15 protein-coding genes, 1 pseudogene and 1 riboswitch are annotated in these 17,846 nt (G+C 44.1%); of the genes and pseudogenes, 13 read left to right on the forward strand and 3 right to left on the reverse strand.

All coding sequences use genetic code 11. The features are described from left to right. Positions 1 to 17 precede the first annotated feature (17 nt). The 3 genes from QUB26_RS00135 to QUB26_RS00145 all read left to right on the forward strand — a co-directional run bounded on the left by QUB26_RS00135 (position 18) and on the right by QUB26_RS00145 (position 3,690). Positions 18 to 2,000: a heavy metal translocating P-type ATPase gene (locus QUB26_RS00135; RefSeq protein WP_333151751.1), complete on the forward strand. Its 1,983-nt coding sequence runs from the start codon at positions 18 to 20 to the stop codon at positions 1,998 to 2,000. Positions 2,001 to 2,066: 66 nt separating this feature from the next. Then, positions 2,067 to 2,714 (forward strand): hypothetical protein, encoded by a 648-nt coding sequence (locus QUB26_RS00140; RefSeq protein ID WP_333151749.1) that lies wholly within the window; start codon positions 2,067 to 2,069, stop codon positions 2,712 to 2,714. Between the two features lie 55 nt (positions 2,715 to 2,769). Next, entirely contained in the window at positions 2,770 to 3,690 is a 921-nt protein-coding gene (locus tag QUB26_RS00145; RefSeq protein ID WP_333151747.1) for a vitamin K epoxide reductase family protein, read from the forward strand. A 69-nt stretch (positions 3,691 to 3,759) separates the two neighbouring features. On the opposite strand, the gene QUB26_RS00150 is transcribed toward QUB26_RS00145, so the two are convergent. Continuing rightward, a complete protein-coding gene (locus QUB26_RS00150; RefSeq protein WP_333151745.1) occupies positions 3,760 to 4,950 on the reverse strand; it encodes a hypothetical protein in 1,191 nt (396 codons plus the stop codon). A 145-nt stretch (positions 4,951 to 5,095) separates the two neighbouring features. Next, positions 5,096 to 5,293: a CbtB-domain containing protein gene (locus QUB26_RS00155; RefSeq protein WP_333151742.1), complete on the reverse strand. Its 198-nt coding sequence runs from the start codon at positions 5,291 to 5,293 to the stop codon at positions 5,096 to 5,098. A gap of 18 nt (positions 5,294 to 5,311) precedes the next feature. Further along, positions 5,312 to 5,454, reverse strand: a riboswitch (cobalamin riboswitch). Between the two features lie 168 nt (positions 5,455 to 5,622). Between QUB26_RS00155 and QUB26_RS00160 the strand changes: the two genes are divergently transcribed. The 8 genes and pseudogenes from QUB26_RS00160 to QUB26_RS00195 all read left to right on the forward strand — a co-directional run bounded on the left by QUB26_RS00160 (position 5,623) and on the right by QUB26_RS00195 (position 14,350). Further along, positions 5,623 to 6,927, forward strand: coding sequence for an Nramp family divalent metal transporter (locus QUB26_RS00160; protein WP_333151740.1), 1,305 nt, complete (start codon positions 5,623 to 5,625; stop codon positions 6,925 to 6,927). Positions 6,928 to 6,936: 9 nt separating this feature from the next. Next, positions 6,937 to 7,641, forward strand: a pseudogene (locus QUB26_RS00165) (transposase); the annotation flags it as partial. A gap of 451 nt (positions 7,642 to 8,092) precedes the next feature. Continuing rightward, the gene (locus QUB26_RS00170) at positions 8,093 to 8,293 is read left to right on the forward strand and encodes a heavy-metal-associated domain-containing protein (RefSeq protein WP_333151738.1); all 201 of its coding nucleotides are present in this window, start codon (positions 8,093 to 8,095) and stop codon (positions 8,291 to 8,293) included. A gap of 45 nt (positions 8,294 to 8,338) precedes the next feature. Then, entirely contained in the window at positions 8,339 to 10,597 is a 2,259-nt protein-coding gene (locus QUB26_RS00175) for a heavy metal translocating P-type ATPase (RefSeq protein ID WP_333151737.1), read from the forward strand. A 259-nt stretch (positions 10,598 to 10,856) separates the two neighbouring features. Beyond that, positions 10,857 to 11,834: a cupredoxin domain-containing protein gene (locus tag QUB26_RS00180; RefSeq protein WP_333151735.1), complete on the forward strand. Its 978-nt coding sequence runs from the start codon at positions 10,857 to 10,859 to the stop codon at positions 11,832 to 11,834. Positions 11,835 to 12,012: 178 nt separating this feature from the next. Then, the gene (locus QUB26_RS00185) at positions 12,013 to 12,426 is read left to right on the forward strand and encodes a heavy metal-responsive transcriptional regulator (RefSeq protein WP_333151733.1); all 414 of its coding nucleotides are present in this window, start codon (positions 12,013 to 12,015) and stop codon (positions 12,424 to 12,426) included. 555 nt (positions 12,427 to 12,981) lie between these two features. Beyond that, the gene (locus QUB26_RS00190; protein WP_015211780.1) at positions 12,982 to 13,176 is read left to right on the forward strand and encodes a heavy-metal-associated domain-containing protein; all 195 of its coding nucleotides are present in this window, start codon (positions 12,982 to 12,984) and stop codon (positions 13,174 to 13,176) included. A 199-nt stretch (positions 13,177 to 13,375) separates the two neighbouring features. After that, complete coding sequence (locus QUB26_RS00195; protein WP_333151731.1) at positions 13,376 to 14,350, forward strand: hypothetical protein; 975 nt, start codon at positions 13,376 to 13,378, stop codon at positions 14,348 to 14,350. 85 nt (positions 14,351 to 14,435) lie between these two features. Here QUB26_RS00195 and QUB26_RS00200 read toward each other — a convergent pair whose 3' ends face one another. Continuing rightward, positions 14,436 to 14,726, reverse strand: a complete 291-nt coding sequence (locus QUB26_RS00200; protein ID WP_333151729.1) for a hypothetical protein — start codon at positions 14,724 to 14,726, stop codon at positions 14,436 to 14,438. Between the two features lie 172 nt (positions 14,727 to 14,898). Between QUB26_RS00200 and QUB26_RS00205 the strand changes: the two genes are divergently transcribed. Both QUB26_RS00205 and hsdR read left to right on the forward strand, forming a co-directional pair. Next, the gene (locus QUB26_RS00205) at positions 14,899 to 15,120 is read left to right on the forward strand and encodes a hypothetical protein (RefSeq protein ID WP_333316045.1); all 222 of its coding nucleotides are present in this window, start codon (positions 14,899 to 14,901) and stop codon (positions 15,118 to 15,120) included. Between the two features lie 347 nt (positions 15,121 to 15,467). Next, the gene (gene hsdR / locus QUB26_RS00210) at positions 15,468 to 17,846 is read left to right on the forward strand and encodes an EcoAI/FtnUII family type I restriction enzme subunit R (protein ID WP_333237078.1); all 2,379 of its coding nucleotides are present in this window, start codon (positions 15,468 to 15,470) and stop codon (positions 17,844 to 17,846) included.

Genomic DNA, 17,846 nt, shown 5'->3' on the forward strand with positions numbered 1-17,846 from the left:
TCCATCTAGGAGGCATCATGAAAAAGACAAAAGCATCAGATTCCGGCTGCTGTAGTTGCAGTCACGACGATCGCCCCGATCTCAGTAATGAGAATCATAACCATGACCACAGCCACAACCACGGGAACGGAGATTTTAACCTGAAGCAAGAATTGATTCCTGTGATATCGGTTGTTGTCCTATTTGTTGGCGGTTTAATTTTTGAAGAAAAACTGCACAACACGCCCTATTCTATAGGTGAATATCTGGTTTTCATCCCAGCCTATCTTTTAAGCGGATGGAATGTTTTAACCAGTGCGGGTCGCAACATTCTGCGAGGTCGATTTTTTGATGAAAATTTCTTAATGACTATAGCAACACTCGGCGCTGTAGCCATTCACAAACTCCCTGAAGCAGTCGGGGTGATGTTGTTTTTCAAAATCGGAGAACTTTTTCAAGAATTTGCTGTAGGGCGATCGCGTCAATCGATCAAATCGCTTTTAGAAATTCGCCCAGATTATGCCAACCTCAAGGACAACGGCGACATTAAAAAAGTTGCACCAGAAACAGTAGTCATCGGCGATATCATCCTTGTCAAACCGGGAGAAAAAATTCCCTTAGACGGTGAAATTATAGACGGCAATTCTCAGCTTGACACGTCTGCACTAACTGGAGAATCAGTACCTCGAACCGTGAAAGTTGGAGAAACAGTTTTAGCAGGAACAATTAACCAGACAGGAGTTCTCACCGTCAAAGTTACTAAACTCTTCGGTGAATCTTCAATCTCCCGAATTCTGGAATTAGTAGAAAATGCCAGAAGCAAAAAAGCTGAGACTGAGAAGATGATCAGCAAATTTGCCAGTTACTACACGCCCTTTGTAGTCTTTGCATCGCTAGCAGTGGCTTTAATTCCGCCTTTGTTCATTTCAGGAGCAACTAATGCAGACAGATTTTTGTGGGTTTACCGCGCCCTAGTCTTGTTAGTTATTTCCTGCCCTTGCGGATTGGTGATTAGCATTCCTCTGGGATACTTTGGGGGAATTGGCGGTGCAGCCAAGCGCGGGATTTTGGTTAAAGGCTCGACTTTTCTAGATACTCTGACAGCAGTCAAGACAGTTGTTTTGGATAAAACAGGAACTTTGACAAAAGGAGTTTTTAAAGTAGCACAAATTGTGCCTAAAAATGGTTTTTCCCAAACAGAGTTGATGGCAATAGCGGCTAAAGTAGAATCTCAATCCAATCACCCAGTCGCGAAATCTATTATGGAAGCTTACGGCGGAAAAATAGATTCATCGGATGTGAAAGATTACGAAGAAATAGCGGGGCACGGCATTCGGGCGAAAGTAAATAATCAAATTGTGCTTGCCGGAAATGACCGTTTGCTGCACCGAGAAAATATCCCTCACGATGTCTGCAATGCTGAAGGTACGATCGTACATTTAGGGGTAGACAACCGCTACGCTGGGTATATTTTGATTGCTGACGAGCTTAAGGAAGACGCTGTACAGGCTATTCGCGACCTCAAGAAACTGGGTGTTGAGCGAATCGTGATGCTCACAGGAGATAATCAAGCTGTAGCTGAGAGTGTTGCGAAAAAGCTCGGTTTAGATTCCTACTTAGCTGAGTTATTACCTGAAGGAAAAGTAGAGGCGATCGAAAAACTGATCTCCCAATCTAAAAAAGGCGATAAAATTATCTTCGTCGGGGATGGAATTAATGATGCACCCGTACTTGCTAGAGCTGATGTGGGCATAGCAATGGGAGGTTTGGGTTCGGATGCGGCGATCGAAACTGCCGATGTTGTAATTATGTCAGATGCACCCTCCAAGGTGGCTGAAGCCATCCAAATTGCCAGAAAAACTCACAATATTGTTTGGCAAAATATCATTTTTGCCCTGTCAATTAAAGCGATATTTATTGGTTTGGGTGTTTTTGGTTTAGCGACAATGTGGGAAGCAGTTTTTGCTGATGTTGGGGTGGCTTTAGCAGCTATTTTCAATGCGACTAGAGTTTTAAAGTAGTCGGCTGACAACTCCAGGAGGGCGGGCAATTCCTTCCTCCTTGTAGCAATTTGTAGAGGAAAGCAAATGGAAAGTATGCTCAAAATTCTGTTGGGAAGTCTAGCTCTTAGTATTATTCACGCATTAATTCCCAACCACTGGATGCCTTTAATTGCGATTGGTAAAACTGAAAATTGGTCTCGCAGCGAAACTTTGCGGGCTACAGTAATTACAGGAGTTGCTCATACCCTCAGCATTATCCTAATTGGAATTGTCGTCGGCTTATTCGGTTACAAGTTCGCTGCTACCTATGTAGAGGCCGCTGAAATAATTGCGCCTTTAGTTTTATTAGTTTTAGGAATTATCTATCTTTTGGCAGAGTTAGATAGTTCTCGCAGGCACCACCACCATCACGCGGAAACAGTTAATTTAACTACCAAGCGATCGCAATTTCAAATCCTAGCTGTTTTAGGAACAGGAATGTTTTTCTCGCCTTGCATCGAAATAGAAGCCTATTTTTTTTCAGCAGGAACGATTGGTTTGAGCGGCATACTTGTAGTTTCTGTGGTCTACTTAGTTGTGACAGTTTTGGGAATGGTTTTGCTAGTAGACTTGGGAATGAAAGGAGTTAATGCTTTAGAAGAAAAGCTGCATTTTTTCGAGGCTCACGAACAAGGATTAACCGGAGCAGTATTAATCCTTCTAGGAATTGTGGCTTATTTCATCAAAGTGTAAAATGGTTGGTAATACAATTTAGTCTTGGGAAATATCCAGCACAGGAAAAAATATTATGCGTCGTCAACGTTCCATGCCTTGGATTCACCGCTATTCTCGTCCGCTCACGGCAGGAATTGCCTCGATAGGGGCTGCGATCACTGCTTATCTAACAGTGGTTAAGTTATCCAACGGAACGGCAGTTTGTCCGATCGAAGGCTGCGATATCGTGCTTTCGAGTCCTTATGCCTATGTCTTTGGTTTGCCTCTTTCTTTGTTCGGTTTTTTGGGCTATTTGAGCATGATAGTTTTTGCCGTAGCTCCCCTATTGGTCAATCCCGCAGAACAGAAGAGTCTCCGCTCTAAGTTAGAGTCTTGGACGGGACTATTTCTGTTTGCTGGTAGCACAGCTATGACGATTTTCAGCGGCTATCTGATGTATGTACTGGCTGTTGATATTAAAGCAGCTTGTATTTACTGTATTGCATCTGCTTTGTTTGCAACTAGCTTGTTTGTCTTAGCATTAATAGGTCGCGAATGGGATGATATCGGGCAACTATTTTTTATAGGAATTGTGGTGTCTATGTTAGTGCTGATTTCCTCTCTGGCTCTTTATGCCGATGTGAATAATCTCGGTACAGCTAACGAGACTAGCATCAAGACTACGACATCTTCCGGTACTTCAGAAATTGCTTTAGCGCAGCATTTAAAAATAGTGGGTGCTAAAATGTACGGCTCTTTTACCTGCGATCATTGTCAAGCACAGAAAGCAAGTTTCGGCAAAGAAGCGGCGGGCATTATCAATTATATTGAGTGCAATCCTCAAGGGAAAAATGCTCGGCGGGATCTTTGCGAAGCTGCGAAGATTCAAGGGACTCCCACTTGGGAAATTAACGGTAAGTTTTACCAAGGGCAAAAATCTTTGCAGGAGTTAGCGGATTTATCTGGCTATCAGGGAACTCGCGAATTTAAAGAGCTCTCAAATCAGGAACGTTGACAAGAGTGATTTCTGGCGATCGACTTAATCATAGTCGATCGCACTTAAATTAAATTATCCGAAATCCGGTTAAATGCGCCCTACTCTCACCCGCAGCCCAAGCAAACGGCGCTGCAATCCAAATCCGATCGCCATCCCCGCGATTACAATGCCTGTAAAGTAAGCTAAAACAGTCAACCGCACTGAAAGAGGAGGCGCGACTCCCTCAACTTCAATACTTTGTAAAACCTGGAATGGTGAAAACTGACGGGCCCCGTTGGGTTGGGGAGAAACTTCTACCTCTACTTTGTGAGGTGCGCCATCAAAAAACTGCTCTTGCCATATCAGTTTTCCGGCTGCATCCGGGACACCTTTGTAGGCAAAAGCAATCCAATCATTTTCGAGTTGGGTGACTTTAACATTGAACAATACATCTGTGACTGGCTGATTTGTTTTGGTATCGGTGACTTGAACTTGTAAATTAGCAGCTTTCCCTACTGTCGCACTAACATCTCCAGAAAGTCGCACCTGTAAACCCTGAGATTGCACAATGGGGCTAGTTTTTTCTGTCGGTTTAGATTCTGTCATGTGAGACATTGGCATCGACATCTCAGACTGGGCAATTTCAGCACTGACATTAACATATAACAAGGTAGCGATCGCAATTATTATCGCCCCACTTAACAGCAATCGCACTCTTTCAGGCGCTATTTCTCCTGCTTGGATTTTGGGCTTTCCTCCAATCGCCAAGCCGCCACCTAGCCCAACAACCAACAAAATCACAGCTAAAATCCCAAAATTGCGATACTTCACCCCGTTTTCCGGCACGGATAGTGTTAAAGTTTGCTGAATAGGAGTAAAAGCATTTTCTGCGATCGGAGTCACCTTTGCTAACAATTGATAATTTCCCCTAATGGGCAGCATTTGCTGGATTTGTAACTCACCTTTAGCTGCAACAGCCTCTATATCCAGCAACTTTGTTCCCTCCACGATCGGAAAATCGGTGGTAAACCAATGATTTTTAGGCGGAGTTAAAATTGTCAAACTAATTCGAGCATTCTCTAAAGGAATCCCCGCTGCATCTAAAGCTTGCAGCTTTAACGACACTGGAGATAAAGGTGTAGTTGCCTCGGCTTCAAAGGGTAAAATCTGGCTGATTGGGGGTTCAGAAGTCAGTCGCACAGTTGATTGTGGAGACTGCGAAAACCCTACCCAACCATAGAAAAAGATACTCATCATGCAGACAGCACTGATGAGCGCAGAAAACTTTAATTTTGACATTTTAATTCTGGACTTTTAAGGAATCTCGCGCGGGGTGGGGGCGGGTTTATTTAACCTGTCTGCACTCTGAGAAAGCTCGCAGGTTTACCCGCCCCAACAGGTTAAACGAATCGCACTGCAATATCTCAAATAAAAACAATCTTGTTTAGTGACAACTAACCATCAAAGTGTGGTGGCGCAGAGAGTGTACCTTGTTATGGACGGCGGGATAAGTTGTAAAGTAAACAGTCCAGACAGTCAAAGCGCATAGGGAGATGTAGAGCGTCGCTTGCACGGGTGTTGAAAGCGTCAACCGTGCCGTTTGTTGCCAAACCGAAGAAGAAGAAGATTGAGTAGTCATCATGTACCTCGCAGATGAATAAAGTAAATTTGGGCATCGGCGGGCATCCTGACTTGGAGAACTTGTCTCCTTCACAGTTGCGGGACAGTGCCGGACTTACACCGAACTTTCCCCGTTACCTCTGGTGGCTGTTCCTCACCAGAACCGATTTGATATTCAGAGCATATCACACATTCTGTTGCTGCATTCACATTACCTGGAGTGTTAGATAAAAAATACACAACTTCATATTTCTTGCAACTTTGGCGGATTTTGAGCAATACGACTGATGAAATTTAACAGAATTTGTGAGATTATGAAAATAATATGAAAATTATTTAACAATAAAACCAATGACTCACCCCGAAAACAGACCCAGCCTTCCTGAAGTCCACCGCAGCGTCCCCGTTCCCAACAGCAAAGGTTTCTGGCGTAAAATGCTGGCCTACGCAGGGCCGGGATATTTGGTTTCAGTGGGTTACATGGACCCCGGAAACTGGGCGACTGACTTAGCGGGGGGAGCCAAGTTTGGCTATGCGCTATTAAGTGTGATTTTGCTATCTAATTTGATGGCAATTTTGCTGCAATCACTCTGCGTGCGTTTGGGAGTGGCAACGGGACGAGATTTGGCACAAGCTTGTCGAGATTATTTCAGTCCGCGAGTCAGTTTTTTGCTGTGGATACTTTGTGAAATTGCTATTTCTGCTTGCGATTTAGCTGAACTTGTTGGAAGTGCGATCGGACTGCAATTGCTATTTGGTATTCCCTTAGTTTGGGGAGTGTGCATCACTGCGCTAGATGTAATAATGGTATTATTTTTACAAGGAAAAGGCTTTCGTTATATCGAAGCTTTGGTGATTACGATTATTGCAATTATTGGCGGTTGTTTTATTGCAGAAATGATTTTTGCAAAACCTGATGCCGGAGGAGTTTTACTCGGTTATGTTCCCAGCCTAGAGATTTTGCAAAATCAGGCAATGCTTTATATTGCGGTGGGTATTTTGGGGGCAACTGTGATGCCGCACAATCTTTACTTGCATTCGTCGATCGTGCAAACTCGCTCTTGGGAAGAAACTGCTGATAAAAAATGGGAAGCAATTAAATTTGGCACAATTGATTCCACCGTAGCGCTGTCAATAGCTTTGTTTATTAATTCAGCAATTCTGATATTGTCGGCTGCAAGCTTTCATTTTTCCGGGTATCAAGAAGTAGCAGAAATTCAAGATGCTTACAAACTGCTTTCTCCGGTACTGGGTGTGGGTTCTGCTAGTGCAATTTTTGCCTTTGCTTTATTGGCTTCGGGGCAGAACTCAACCTTGACAGCAACTTTAGCAGGACAGATTGTGATGGAAGGGTTTCTAAATTTTCGGCTGCGACCTTGGTTGCGGCGCTTGCTGACTCGACTGATTGCAATTGTGCCGGCTTTGATCGTAATTATCTTGTTTGGTGAAGGCAGTACAACTAATTTACTGGTTTTCAGTCAAGTGATTCTCAGTTTGCAATTACCCTTTGCAGTAATTCCCTTGGTAATGTTTACCTCAAACCGCAACTTAATGGGAGAGTTTGTGAATCCATTTTGGCTGAAAGCCTTAGCTTGGTTAGTGGCTAGTATTATAGTAGGATTAAATAGTTGGCTGTTATTGCAGACTATTTTCTAGTAATCTGCGATTGCGGTAGAGGCAGGAACACATTTAATATTTGATGCCTTAATGTGTCCATATAAAATGGGAGAAAGAGTAAGAGCGTTAAAGTTGTTACGCTCAGTAACGCCAGGAATGCTATTGATGTGGGATAGAGGCTTACATTCTTATGCGATGGTAGAAGCTACAGTCAGTAAAGGTTGTGAGTAGAAGAGTGCGAATTCCATCCAACGTTAAATTCTTAAACCAAACACTATTAGATGATGGTTCATATTTGAGGAAAGATTTATCCATCAGGCAAACTAAGAAAAAAAAGATTTAAGCCCATACAGGTAAGAGTAATTGAGTACACAATTGAGGCTCCCGAACACCCAGTCACACAAATTAGATATCGTTTAATTACGAGCTTGTTGGACGCTGAAAAATTTCCAGCCCAGTCACTTGCTTGTGAATATCATCAACGTTGGGAAGTCGAGAATACTATTGATGAAGTCAAAGTACATTTATTGGGAAGAAAAACTCATATTCGTTCTCAAAGACCGAAAGAAGTGGTACAAGAAATTTATGGTTTACTACTAGGACCGAAGAGCTGTACGGTCATTAATTTTTCAAGCTGCAAGCAGTGCCGGTGTTTCACCATTGCGTCTGTCTTTTACTGGAACATTACGAGTGATTCGTCGTGCTCTGCCAAAATTCCAGCGGTTACAACCACAAGAAATTCTCTTCTTTTGAATTGGTTAACTTTAGAGATACTTGACCAACTTCTACCTGAAATGGTTCATAGAAACAACCCAAGAGTTGTGAAAAAGCCTGTCTCAAAATTTCGCTCTAAACAAGTTAAACACAGAGGTACTGGAATAATAATGAATCCTCCTGTATTTATTGTTTTAAGCACTGCATAGCCCTTAACTGAACCGTATTGGCGCAGAAGGGACAGGTCCACACTTGGCCTTGATTGAAGGGAAGCATGACTCCCTGCGTGCGATCGGCGCCCCAATCTAGGATACACCGACTTTGAAAACACGCCCTAGGGATTCAAGAGACAGCAGATCATGGTGTCCAGGGTGTTGATTTCTCCTTTTTAGAGGTTCTCAAAAATTTCTTTTCATTCCCCCTTGACACTCCAGTGGACTGGATACTGCAAGATAGGATTAACCCCTCAAAGGAAAGGAAAAATACAACCATGACACTACAGCTAAAAGTCCCTAACATGGCGTGTTCAGCTTGTGGCGAAACCATTACCAAAGCCATCAAGACAGTAGATGCCGCCGCAAATGTTCAGGCAGATCCCAAAACCAAACTGGTCAATATCCAAACTCAAGCATCTGAAGCCGCCATTACAGAGGCAATTACAGTGGCAGGTTATCCCGTTACCTGTCACTAAAGATTTCTCAGACCCATTTTAAGGATGAAAATAAGGAGATTTTGTATGGAAAACGCCACTATGAAACTGCGAGGCATGAGTTGTGCCTCTTGTGCAAGTAACATCGAAGAGGCAATCCGCTCAGTTCCGGGAGTTGAGACGTGCAATGTTAATTTTGGAGCTGAACAAGCCAGCGTTACCTATAATCCCAGCCAAACTGATGTAGCAGCGATTCAGGATGCCGTGGATGCGGCTGGATATTCTGCTCTGCCGATGCAAGATGATGTACTTGCCCCAGAAGATGATGCAGAACGGCAGGCGCGGCAAAGTGAAAATCAGGACTTGACCCGCAAGGTGTGGGTTAGCGGTATTATCAGCGCCGTTATCGTGATTGGCTCGCTGCCTGCGATGACGGGATTGCCTATTCCCTTGATTCCCATGTGGCTGCACCATCCCTGGCTACAACTTGTACTCACTACTCCAGTATTGTTTTGGGCGGGTAGGTCTTTCTACATCAATGCCTGGAAAGCCTTGAAGCGTCATACCGCGACAATGGATACGCTAGTAGCGATCGGGACAGGGGCAGCTTACCTCTATTCTCTATTTCCCACCTTCTCTCCCCAGTGGTTTATCAGTCAGGGTCTTAAACCAGATGTGTACTTTGAAGCGGCATCTGTAATTATTGCATTGCTCTTGCTAGGACGACTGTTGGAAAACCGCGCTAAGGGACAAACCTCAGAAGCAATTCGTTCTCTTATGGGTTTGCAGGCAAAAACGGCGCGGGTAATTCGTAATGGACGAGAAGTGGACATTCCCATCGCTGAGGTAGTGTTGGAAGATGTCATTCTAGTTCGTCCGGGTGAAAAGATTCCCGTGGATGGCGAGATTATTGATGGCTCCTCAACGATTGATGAGGCAATGGTGACGGGTGAAAGTGTACCCGTGAAAAAGCAGCCTGGTGATGAAGTGATTGGAGCGACTATTAACAAGACTGGAAGCTTCAAATTCCGAGCCACACGAGTGGGTAAAGATACGTTTTTGGCGCAAATCGTTAAACTGGTGCAGCAAGCGCAAGGCTCCAAGGCACCGATTCAGCGATTAGCCGATCGCGTTACGGGATGGTTTGTCCCTGTTGTGATTGCCATTGCGATCGCTACCTTCATCATTTGGTACAACATCATGGGCAACGTCACAATGGCATTGATTACCACCGTGGGCGTGCTGATTATTGCTTGTCCCTGTGCGCTTGGCTTAGCCACGCCAACCTCGATCATGGTGGGTACAGGTAAAGGGGCAGAAAACGGAATTTTGATTAAAGGTGCAGATAGTTTAGAACTGGCGCACAAACTGCAAACTGTTGTTTTAGACAAAACAGGCACGATTACCCAAGGTAAACCCACTGTAACGGACTTTATAACGGTTAATGGTACCGCCAATGGTAACGAGCTAAAACTTCTGCGCCTCGCTGCATCCGTCGAACGGAATTCAGAACATCCTCTGGCAGAAGCGGTGGTGCAATATGCCCAATCTCAAGGAGTGGAGTTGACGGATTCACGGGAGTTCGAGGCTCACGCAGGCAGTGGTGTGCAAGGGTATGTATCCAATCAATCGGTGCAAATTGGAACTCATCGTTGGATGAACGAATTGGGAATTGATACCAGTAGTTTGCAGCCACCGTGGGATCGATTGGAATATCTCGGTAAGACGGTTATCTGGATTGCCATAAATGGCAAAGTAGAAGGAATTATGGGCATTGCCGATGCCGTAAAACCATCTTCTGTTGTCGCAATTCGCACTTTACAAAAGATGGGATTAGAAGTGGTAATGCTAACAGGTGATAACCGTCGCACGGCAGAAGTCATAGCGCAGGAAGTCGGCATCAAACGAGTTATTGCAGAAGTTCGTCCCGATCAAAAAGTCGCTCAAATCGAAAATCTTCAGGCAGAGGGAAAAATTGTCGCAATGGTGGGGGATGGAATCAATGATGCACCTGCACTTGCTCAAGCTGACGTAGGCATGGCAATTGGCACAGGAACAGATGTCGCGATCGCAGCTAGCGATATCACTCTAATTTCTGGTGACTTACAAGGCATTGTTACTGCCATCCAACTGTCTCGCGCTACGATCCAAAACATCAAACAAAATCTGTTTTTTGCCTTTGTCTACAATGTGGCAGGCATTCCGATCGCCGCCGGAATTCTTTTCCCGATTTTTGGATGGCTCCTCAATCCAATTATTGCCGGGGCAGCAATGGCATTTAGTTCCGTTTCTGTAGTAACAAATGCGTTGCGTCTCCGTAACTTTCGACCCAAAAATGTTGGCTAATTTGATTCGTGCTTAAGAGGGAATAATGATGAACAAGCAACTTACATTTCTAGGAACATTAGCAGGATTTGGATTTCTGCTTGGGGTAATTTCCGGTTCAATTTTTGGAGTGTTAACGTAGCCTATTTTTGCACTCTGATGAATGAAACATCGAACGATAGCGCGGGTTTAGTCAATCACGAAGGAAATTCACTAAATACCTTTGTTCAAAACCCGCTCTTACTCCCATAATCTTGTGTATTTTTTAGGAGGTTTTCAAATGATCGGCAAAACAACAATTATCGGTACTATTGCTAGTCTGGGGGTTGTACTAGGAATGTTATCTGGTGAAGGAATAGCGCAAAATACCCATGAAACACACCAAACTCAAACACAGCAAAAAAGTCAGTTTCAGCGCATTGAACAACCCTTAAGTAACAAGATTTTAGTTACTTTGGCTGGAATCGGGTTAATTAGTTTAGAACTTTGGTGGTTTCTCCTTAGCAAACCCAAATCTCAGAAAGCAGTTACAGCCAGTGGAGGAATTCAAGAAGTAACCGTCACCGTTGATGGTGGCTATGAACCCAGCCGCATTGTTGTGCAAGCTGGACAACCCGTGCGTCTTAACTTTCACCGCCAAGATCCTAGCAGTTGTTTGGAACAAGTCTTAATTCCAGATTTTCATATTGCAGCAGATTTGCATCTGAATCAAGTAACCTCTGTTGAATTCACACCTAAAAAAGCTGGCAGTTATGTCTTTAGCTGTGGCATGAATATGTTTCGAGGCGAAATTATCGCCACCGAAGACCCACAACTTGAATCAACGGGGTTCGAGGAACCTCAAACACTAACAGAATCCCAGTTCAATTCATCCATGTCAACACATCAGCCTGAAACAATAATTGACGCTGAAGCTATGCAAATCAATCCAACTGTTGACCAGGGCATCCAGAAAGTGAGTATCATTGTTAACAAAGGCTACACGCCCAATCATCTGGTAGTTAAAGCAGGTAAACCCGTTCAACTCCACTTTTTACGTGAAACTTCTAGTGCTTGTTTAGCGAAAGTGCTGATTCCCGATTTTGGCATTGCTACCGATTTGTCTTTGAATCAAGTAACAACCATTGAATTCACTCCCGAAGACGTAGGAAACCACACTTTTAGTTGTGGCATGAATATGTTTCGCGGTACCATAGAAGTGCAAGCCGCTAACGTCTCTGACCCAGATGAAATGGCTGCTCAAGCCTTAAATAACTGACCGTCAACCAAGTGCGATCGCTCGAATGGTTTGTCCAAACGCCTACTGCTACCCAAAGTTGCGACATTCAGGCGATCGCCACTCAGGCATTCAAAAAAATTTCTAGCCCCTCTTGACTCTCCATCCCACTGGATAGTTTATCATAAGCTTAGAGTTGGATTCAGTAGAGGAAATGAGTATGTTAGTTCAAGAAAAGCAAAAACTCATTGGTTTAGTTGCGAAGGAAAGCGGCGTACCGATCAAAACCATTCGCTACTATGAGGAACTCGGTTTAATCAAGGCATCAGGCAGAACCGAAGGGAAATATAGATTATTTAATTCTGATATTTTGACTCGGCTAAGGTTTATTAAACGCGCCCAAACTTTGGGATTAACTTTAGCCGAGATTCAAGAATTATTGACGGTTCACGATGGGGGAGAGTTGCCTTGTGAACACATCAAAGTCCAGTTGCAAGATAAACTGCTCGCTATCGATCTACAAATGCAGCAACTACTTATCCTCAAACTAGAGTTGGAAGGATTACTTTCAGGTTCGCCCACCTTACTAGAAAAGGTTGATTCCATCATTTGTCCTCTGATTCAAAAAAAGTAAATTCTTCTATAACTTAATTGTTTCGATCGGTGTGTCAACGGAGGTTATAGAAGTTGACACACTGGTTTTTTATCAAAAAATAATATCGCTCAAGACAACGGCCCCATACACTGATTAAGGCAAGTCCAACAGTTATGGTCAAAGTGAAAAAATCAGGGTTTATATATTTTCTGCCTGCCTAAATATTAGAGTTGCAACACATTAAAAAAGATGAATTAGCAGGGCAAATATTTGACAATGAGCTAGAGCTTGCCTACGCCGTAATTCAGGGAGTAGAAGTTAGATAGAGGAGAAAGAAAAAACTACCGTACCCAACGTGTTAAATTTAAATCCAATCACTACACTAGGCTTTTCGTTACATAAAGATAATTTTTCCCGCCTACCTACTTATATGTCGATTTATTCTGGAAAAATTTGTCAATATTTTTTCGCTACCCCCTTGACTCTCCAGTCGAATAGAGAATTTAAGCTGTTATTAGTAGGTTGAGTAAGTTCACGATTGATTTACTCAACAAAGTTCACCCATCAATCACCATCGATTAGAAATTGAAGGCTATGGTACTGCAACTAACTGTTCCTAAACTGGCTTGTTCTGCTTGCGTGAATGCTATCACCAAAGTTATTCAAACACTTGATTCTACTGCCTCGGTTCAAGCCAATCCAAAAACCAAACTTGTCAGCATAGAAACTCAAGCCTCCGAAACAGCAATCAAAGAAGCAATAGCTGCGGCTGGCTATCCATCCGTGTAAACCTTTTAGTTTTTTTTCCTGCCAGCGGTTAGCTTTTGGCTAGCCGCCAATCCTAAATATTCATCTTAACTCTGGAGTTTATCAGTAGTTTAGAGGATTCATTTACAAGAATGCCCTTAACTAAAAACTCCAAACGAGAACAGCAAAGTCTGAACCCCTGATAAATCGACAACCTCAAGTTTACTAACTGGAGAAAACAATGAACCCATTTTTAACTGCAATTGCTATCACTTCAACTCTCATCCTAGCTCAAGCTTGCTCCTCACCCTCAAGCACGAAATCTGGCGAAACATCAACTTCTTCTGCCTCACAAGTGGCAAATACAAGTTCTCATGAGGGTCATGTAATGGATAATTCCCAGACATCAGGAGCTAATAAAAATCTTCATGAGGGTCATAATATGGAGGATTCCAAAACCCATGACGCTGGAGAACAACATCATGATGGTGGTCATTCGGGACATTCAGATGCCGAACCTGCGAATGCTATCGCTAAGCTGACAGTTCCCTCCAATATCGCGCCCAAAACTCCCGTACCTTTGGTAATTGAAGTCCAAAACAAAGAGGGAAAGTCTATTGCTGATTTTGATAAATTCCAAGAACAATTAATGCACCTGATTGTCGTTAGCGATGACCTCCAATATTTCAATCATATTCACCCCACCTATAAAGGAAATGGACGCTTTGAAGTTCAAACGGATTTTCCCGGCTCAGGTGGTTACACGTTGTTCAGTGATTACAAACCAGCCGAAAAATCAGAACAAGTTTCTGTCTTAAAAATGCAAGTTCCGGGTCAAGCTTTAGCTCTGTCCAAAGTTGACATGGCTACCACCAAAACTTCGGGAAATACTAAGGCTAACCTCACGTTTTCTCAACGTCAAATAAAAGCTGGACAAGGAGTTAACTTAATTTTCAATTTGCAAGATGCTAGTAGCAACCAACCGCTGAAGGATTTACAGCCCTATTTAGGGGAAAGAGGACACTTAGTTATCCTCAAGCAGTCATCACCGTTGACAAAAGCCGACTATATTCATGCTCATGCCTTGAAAGATACTCCAGCAGGGGAGGTTCACTTTATGACCAGTTTCCCCCAACCAGGAAAATATAAGCTTTGGGGGCAGTTCAATCGTAATGGTCAAATTGTCACGGCTGATTTTTGGGTAAAGGTGGAATAGTTATACTCGCATTTTTTGTTTCTGAAGCCGAGAAACAGATTTTTGTTTCAAATGCTTGATTTATAAACATTTTGCTATCAGCTAACTACTGGTGGCTGATAGCAAAACTCCTTGGCGATAAATCATGAGTAAACTCTGGAATCATCGGAATTACAACCTTCTTCAAACACCAATCTTCAAATCCATTCAGAGTCTGCTTCTTGTCGGCGATCGTCCCCTTGGTTATTGCTCGTGTTGCTCCTTGTGGGCGGTGGAGGGATTGGACTGTGGCGCGTTTTTGCTCCGACTCAGGAAAAGTGGCAGGGTGGGGGTGAACTTGGACGTACACTTTTTTAGACTGCGATACTAAAAATCCGGTGGGTGTTGGTTTTAGCAACGGCGGTTATTCTCGATACTGGCAAGAAGAACGCTGGCTGTCTTCGGTTTAAACATTCAAGAGCGAGGAAAACTGCCACTTCCCGCGTTCCTTAACACCAAAAGCCAGGTTTCAGTACCATCACAATTGGGCTTCAACCCAGATTATTTGTAACGCCCCAGGTTTTACTGCTGTGCCTTATGCAGCAGCCCGTGTAGAAACTTCTTCAAGAATAGAAAATAATTCATCTAGCAGTTTAAAAGGATGCAGGGGTGCGATGGCGTTCCGCCCCGCAAGCTACGGCATCAGTTACGCTTGCTGTCAGAATGTCCTAACTGTGGGGCGAGGTTTAAGGTTCCGGCGTTGTGGGAGCATGGGTGTTGTGAGCGGTGTCGGTTGCCTTTTGGAGGGATGAGTGCATATCACAAAGCTATTTGAGCGAAGTATTTTTCTGGATTAACTTGAGCTAACTGGATGGAGATAACCTTGACAACTTCACAGGCAAATTTCTTACACTAAAAACATATCTAACGGTTAGACACGCCAAATAACGCGAACAATCATAAATCAGATCGCCCCGTCACTCCGCTTCAGCCATTTCACTTACCCAAATTCCGTGAGTTTACCAGGTACGAGATACTGCCTAATGAGTTAGCTTTGATGTAAGCTCTCCCAAAAGCCTTTCCGTCAGCTAGGTTCATAATTACTGATGGAGCTAATTTCTTGGGAATACTTTATAGAGAGACTTTCAGGCGACAAATAATGAATAAGAAAGACCTGAGTGAACCTGATATTTGCGATCGCTACATTACACCTGCCCTTTATGAGGCGGGTTGGAAAAAGAGTCAGATTCGCCGGGAATATGGCTTTACAGACGGTCAGATGATAGTTCGGGGTCAGATGGCGGCGCGAGGAGCTAGGAAACGGGCAGATTACCTGCTGTATTATCCAGCAAATCAGCCGATCGCAGTCATTGAAGCCAAAAACAACAAGCATAGTGTGAGAGCAGGAATACAGCAGGCACTGGCCTACGCAAAGGCTCTGCGAGTTCCCTTTGTCTTTTCCTCGAATGGGGATGCCTTCTTATTCCATGACAAGAGTGGAACCTACGCTCAGATAGAACAGCAACTCGGCCTGAATGCCTTTCCATCACCAGAGGAACTATGGCAGCACTATAAACAGGGGAAAGATTTACAATCCGTTAATCAGGATTTGCTAACGTCGTCCTATTTCTTTGAGATTGGCGGGAAGGAACCCCGCTACTATCAACAACTTGCAGTCAATCGCACAATTGAAGCGATCGCTCGTGGTCAGAGACGGTGTTTGTTGGTGATGGCAACCGGAGCAGGTAAAACTTACACAGTTTTTAATATTATCTGGCGACTGTGGAAGACGAAAGTTGTCAAACGGGTTTTGTTTCTGGCCGATCGCAATGCACTGGTAGACCAAACGATTATTAATGACTTTCGCCCCTTTGGTGAGGTCATGACCAAGCTAGACCGCAGCCTGGTTGATAATGAAACTGGGGAGATTACTACCGCCTATGAAATCTATCTGGGACTGTATCAAGCAATCATCGGCAATGAAGAACGAGATAATCTCTACGAGAAATTCGACCGAGATTTCTTCGACCTGGTGGTGATTGATGAGTGTCACCGGGGCAGCGCAGCAGATGACTCCAATTGGCGACAGGTACTCGATTATTTTTCAGAGGCGATTCAGGTAGGACTGACGGCAACGCCAAAGGAAACCAAATACGTCTCAAATATTGATTACTTTGGTAAACCGATTTTTGAATACTCCCTCAAGCAGGGAATCGAAGATGGTTTCCTGGCTCCCTTCCGCAGGATACAAGTTGGCTTAGATAAAGACCTGGAAGGTTGGACACCAGAAGCAGGAGAATATGATGATAACGGTCAACTAATTGAGGAGCGGGACTATAACCTGCTGGACTATGACCGAAGCATTACCTTTGACAAACGGACTCAACGGGTAGCGGAATATGTCAGTCAGTTCCTTCACGATGGCGACCCAATGCGGAAGACTATTGTGTTTTGTGAGGACATTGACCACGCCCAACGAATGCGAGAAGCCTTGGCTAACGTAACGCTGAATCGAGGGCTTGTTCTCAAAGACCATCGTTACGTCATGCGAATTACGGGGGATGAGAAGGAAGGTAAAGCTCAAATCGATAACTTTATCAATCCCAAAGAAACGTATCCAGTGATTGCCACGACATCTAAGCTAATGACGACGGGGATAGATGCCCAAACCTGCCATGTGATTGTGTTGGATCGGCGTATCGAATCCCTAACGGAGTTTAAGCAGATTATTGGTCGGGGTACACGCTTACGCCCCGACTATGGCAAGAACTTCTTCACGATTATTGATTTCCGCAACGCCAGCCACCGCTTTGATGATCCGGATTGGGACGGCCCACCGATTCAGGATGAAGACTTTGGTAAAGAGAGTCCACCAACCGGAACGGTCGCTAGTACAGAAGCAAAAGGGAATGATGATGGCAGGGACGTGGGCGATAATGACGATCGCATCGGCACTGACTTGTCAGTTCGCATCAAGTATCGAGTCGGTCGGCAGGAGTTCGAGGTAGCAAAGGAGCGGGTGAGCTATTACAACAAGGATGGACAACTGACTACAGAGTCGCTCAAGGATTATACTCGTCGCACTGTCAGCGAGGCATACCAGTCTCTCGACCATTTTCTCAATAAGTGGAACGAAGCCGATCGCAAACAAGCGATTGTTGAAGAGTTGAAAGAGCATGGGGTAATTCTAGAAGCTTTGGAAGATATGGTCGGTAAGGACTATGACCTCTTCGACTTAGTTTGCCATGTTGCTTTTGACCGTCCACCCCTAACTCGTAAAGAACGGGCCGATAAAGTACGGAAGCGGGATGTATTTGCCAAATATGGTGCAACTGCCTGTATTGTATTGAATGCTCTATTGGATAAGTATGCAGATCGGGGCATCATCGCGATCGAAGATACGACTGTTTTACAGCTTGACCCGTTTGCCAAACTGGGAACTCCGATGGAGCTCGTCCGCAGCTTTGGTAACAAACAGCAGTACAAAGCCGCGATTCGAGAGCTAGAGTCTCTGTTGTACCAAAACCGAGGGGCTTGA

It is taken from the genome of Microcoleus sp. B4-C1, assembly GCF_036705285.1.
Lineage (GTDB): Bacteria > Cyanobacteriota > Cyanobacteriia > Cyanobacteriales > Microcoleaceae > Microcoleus.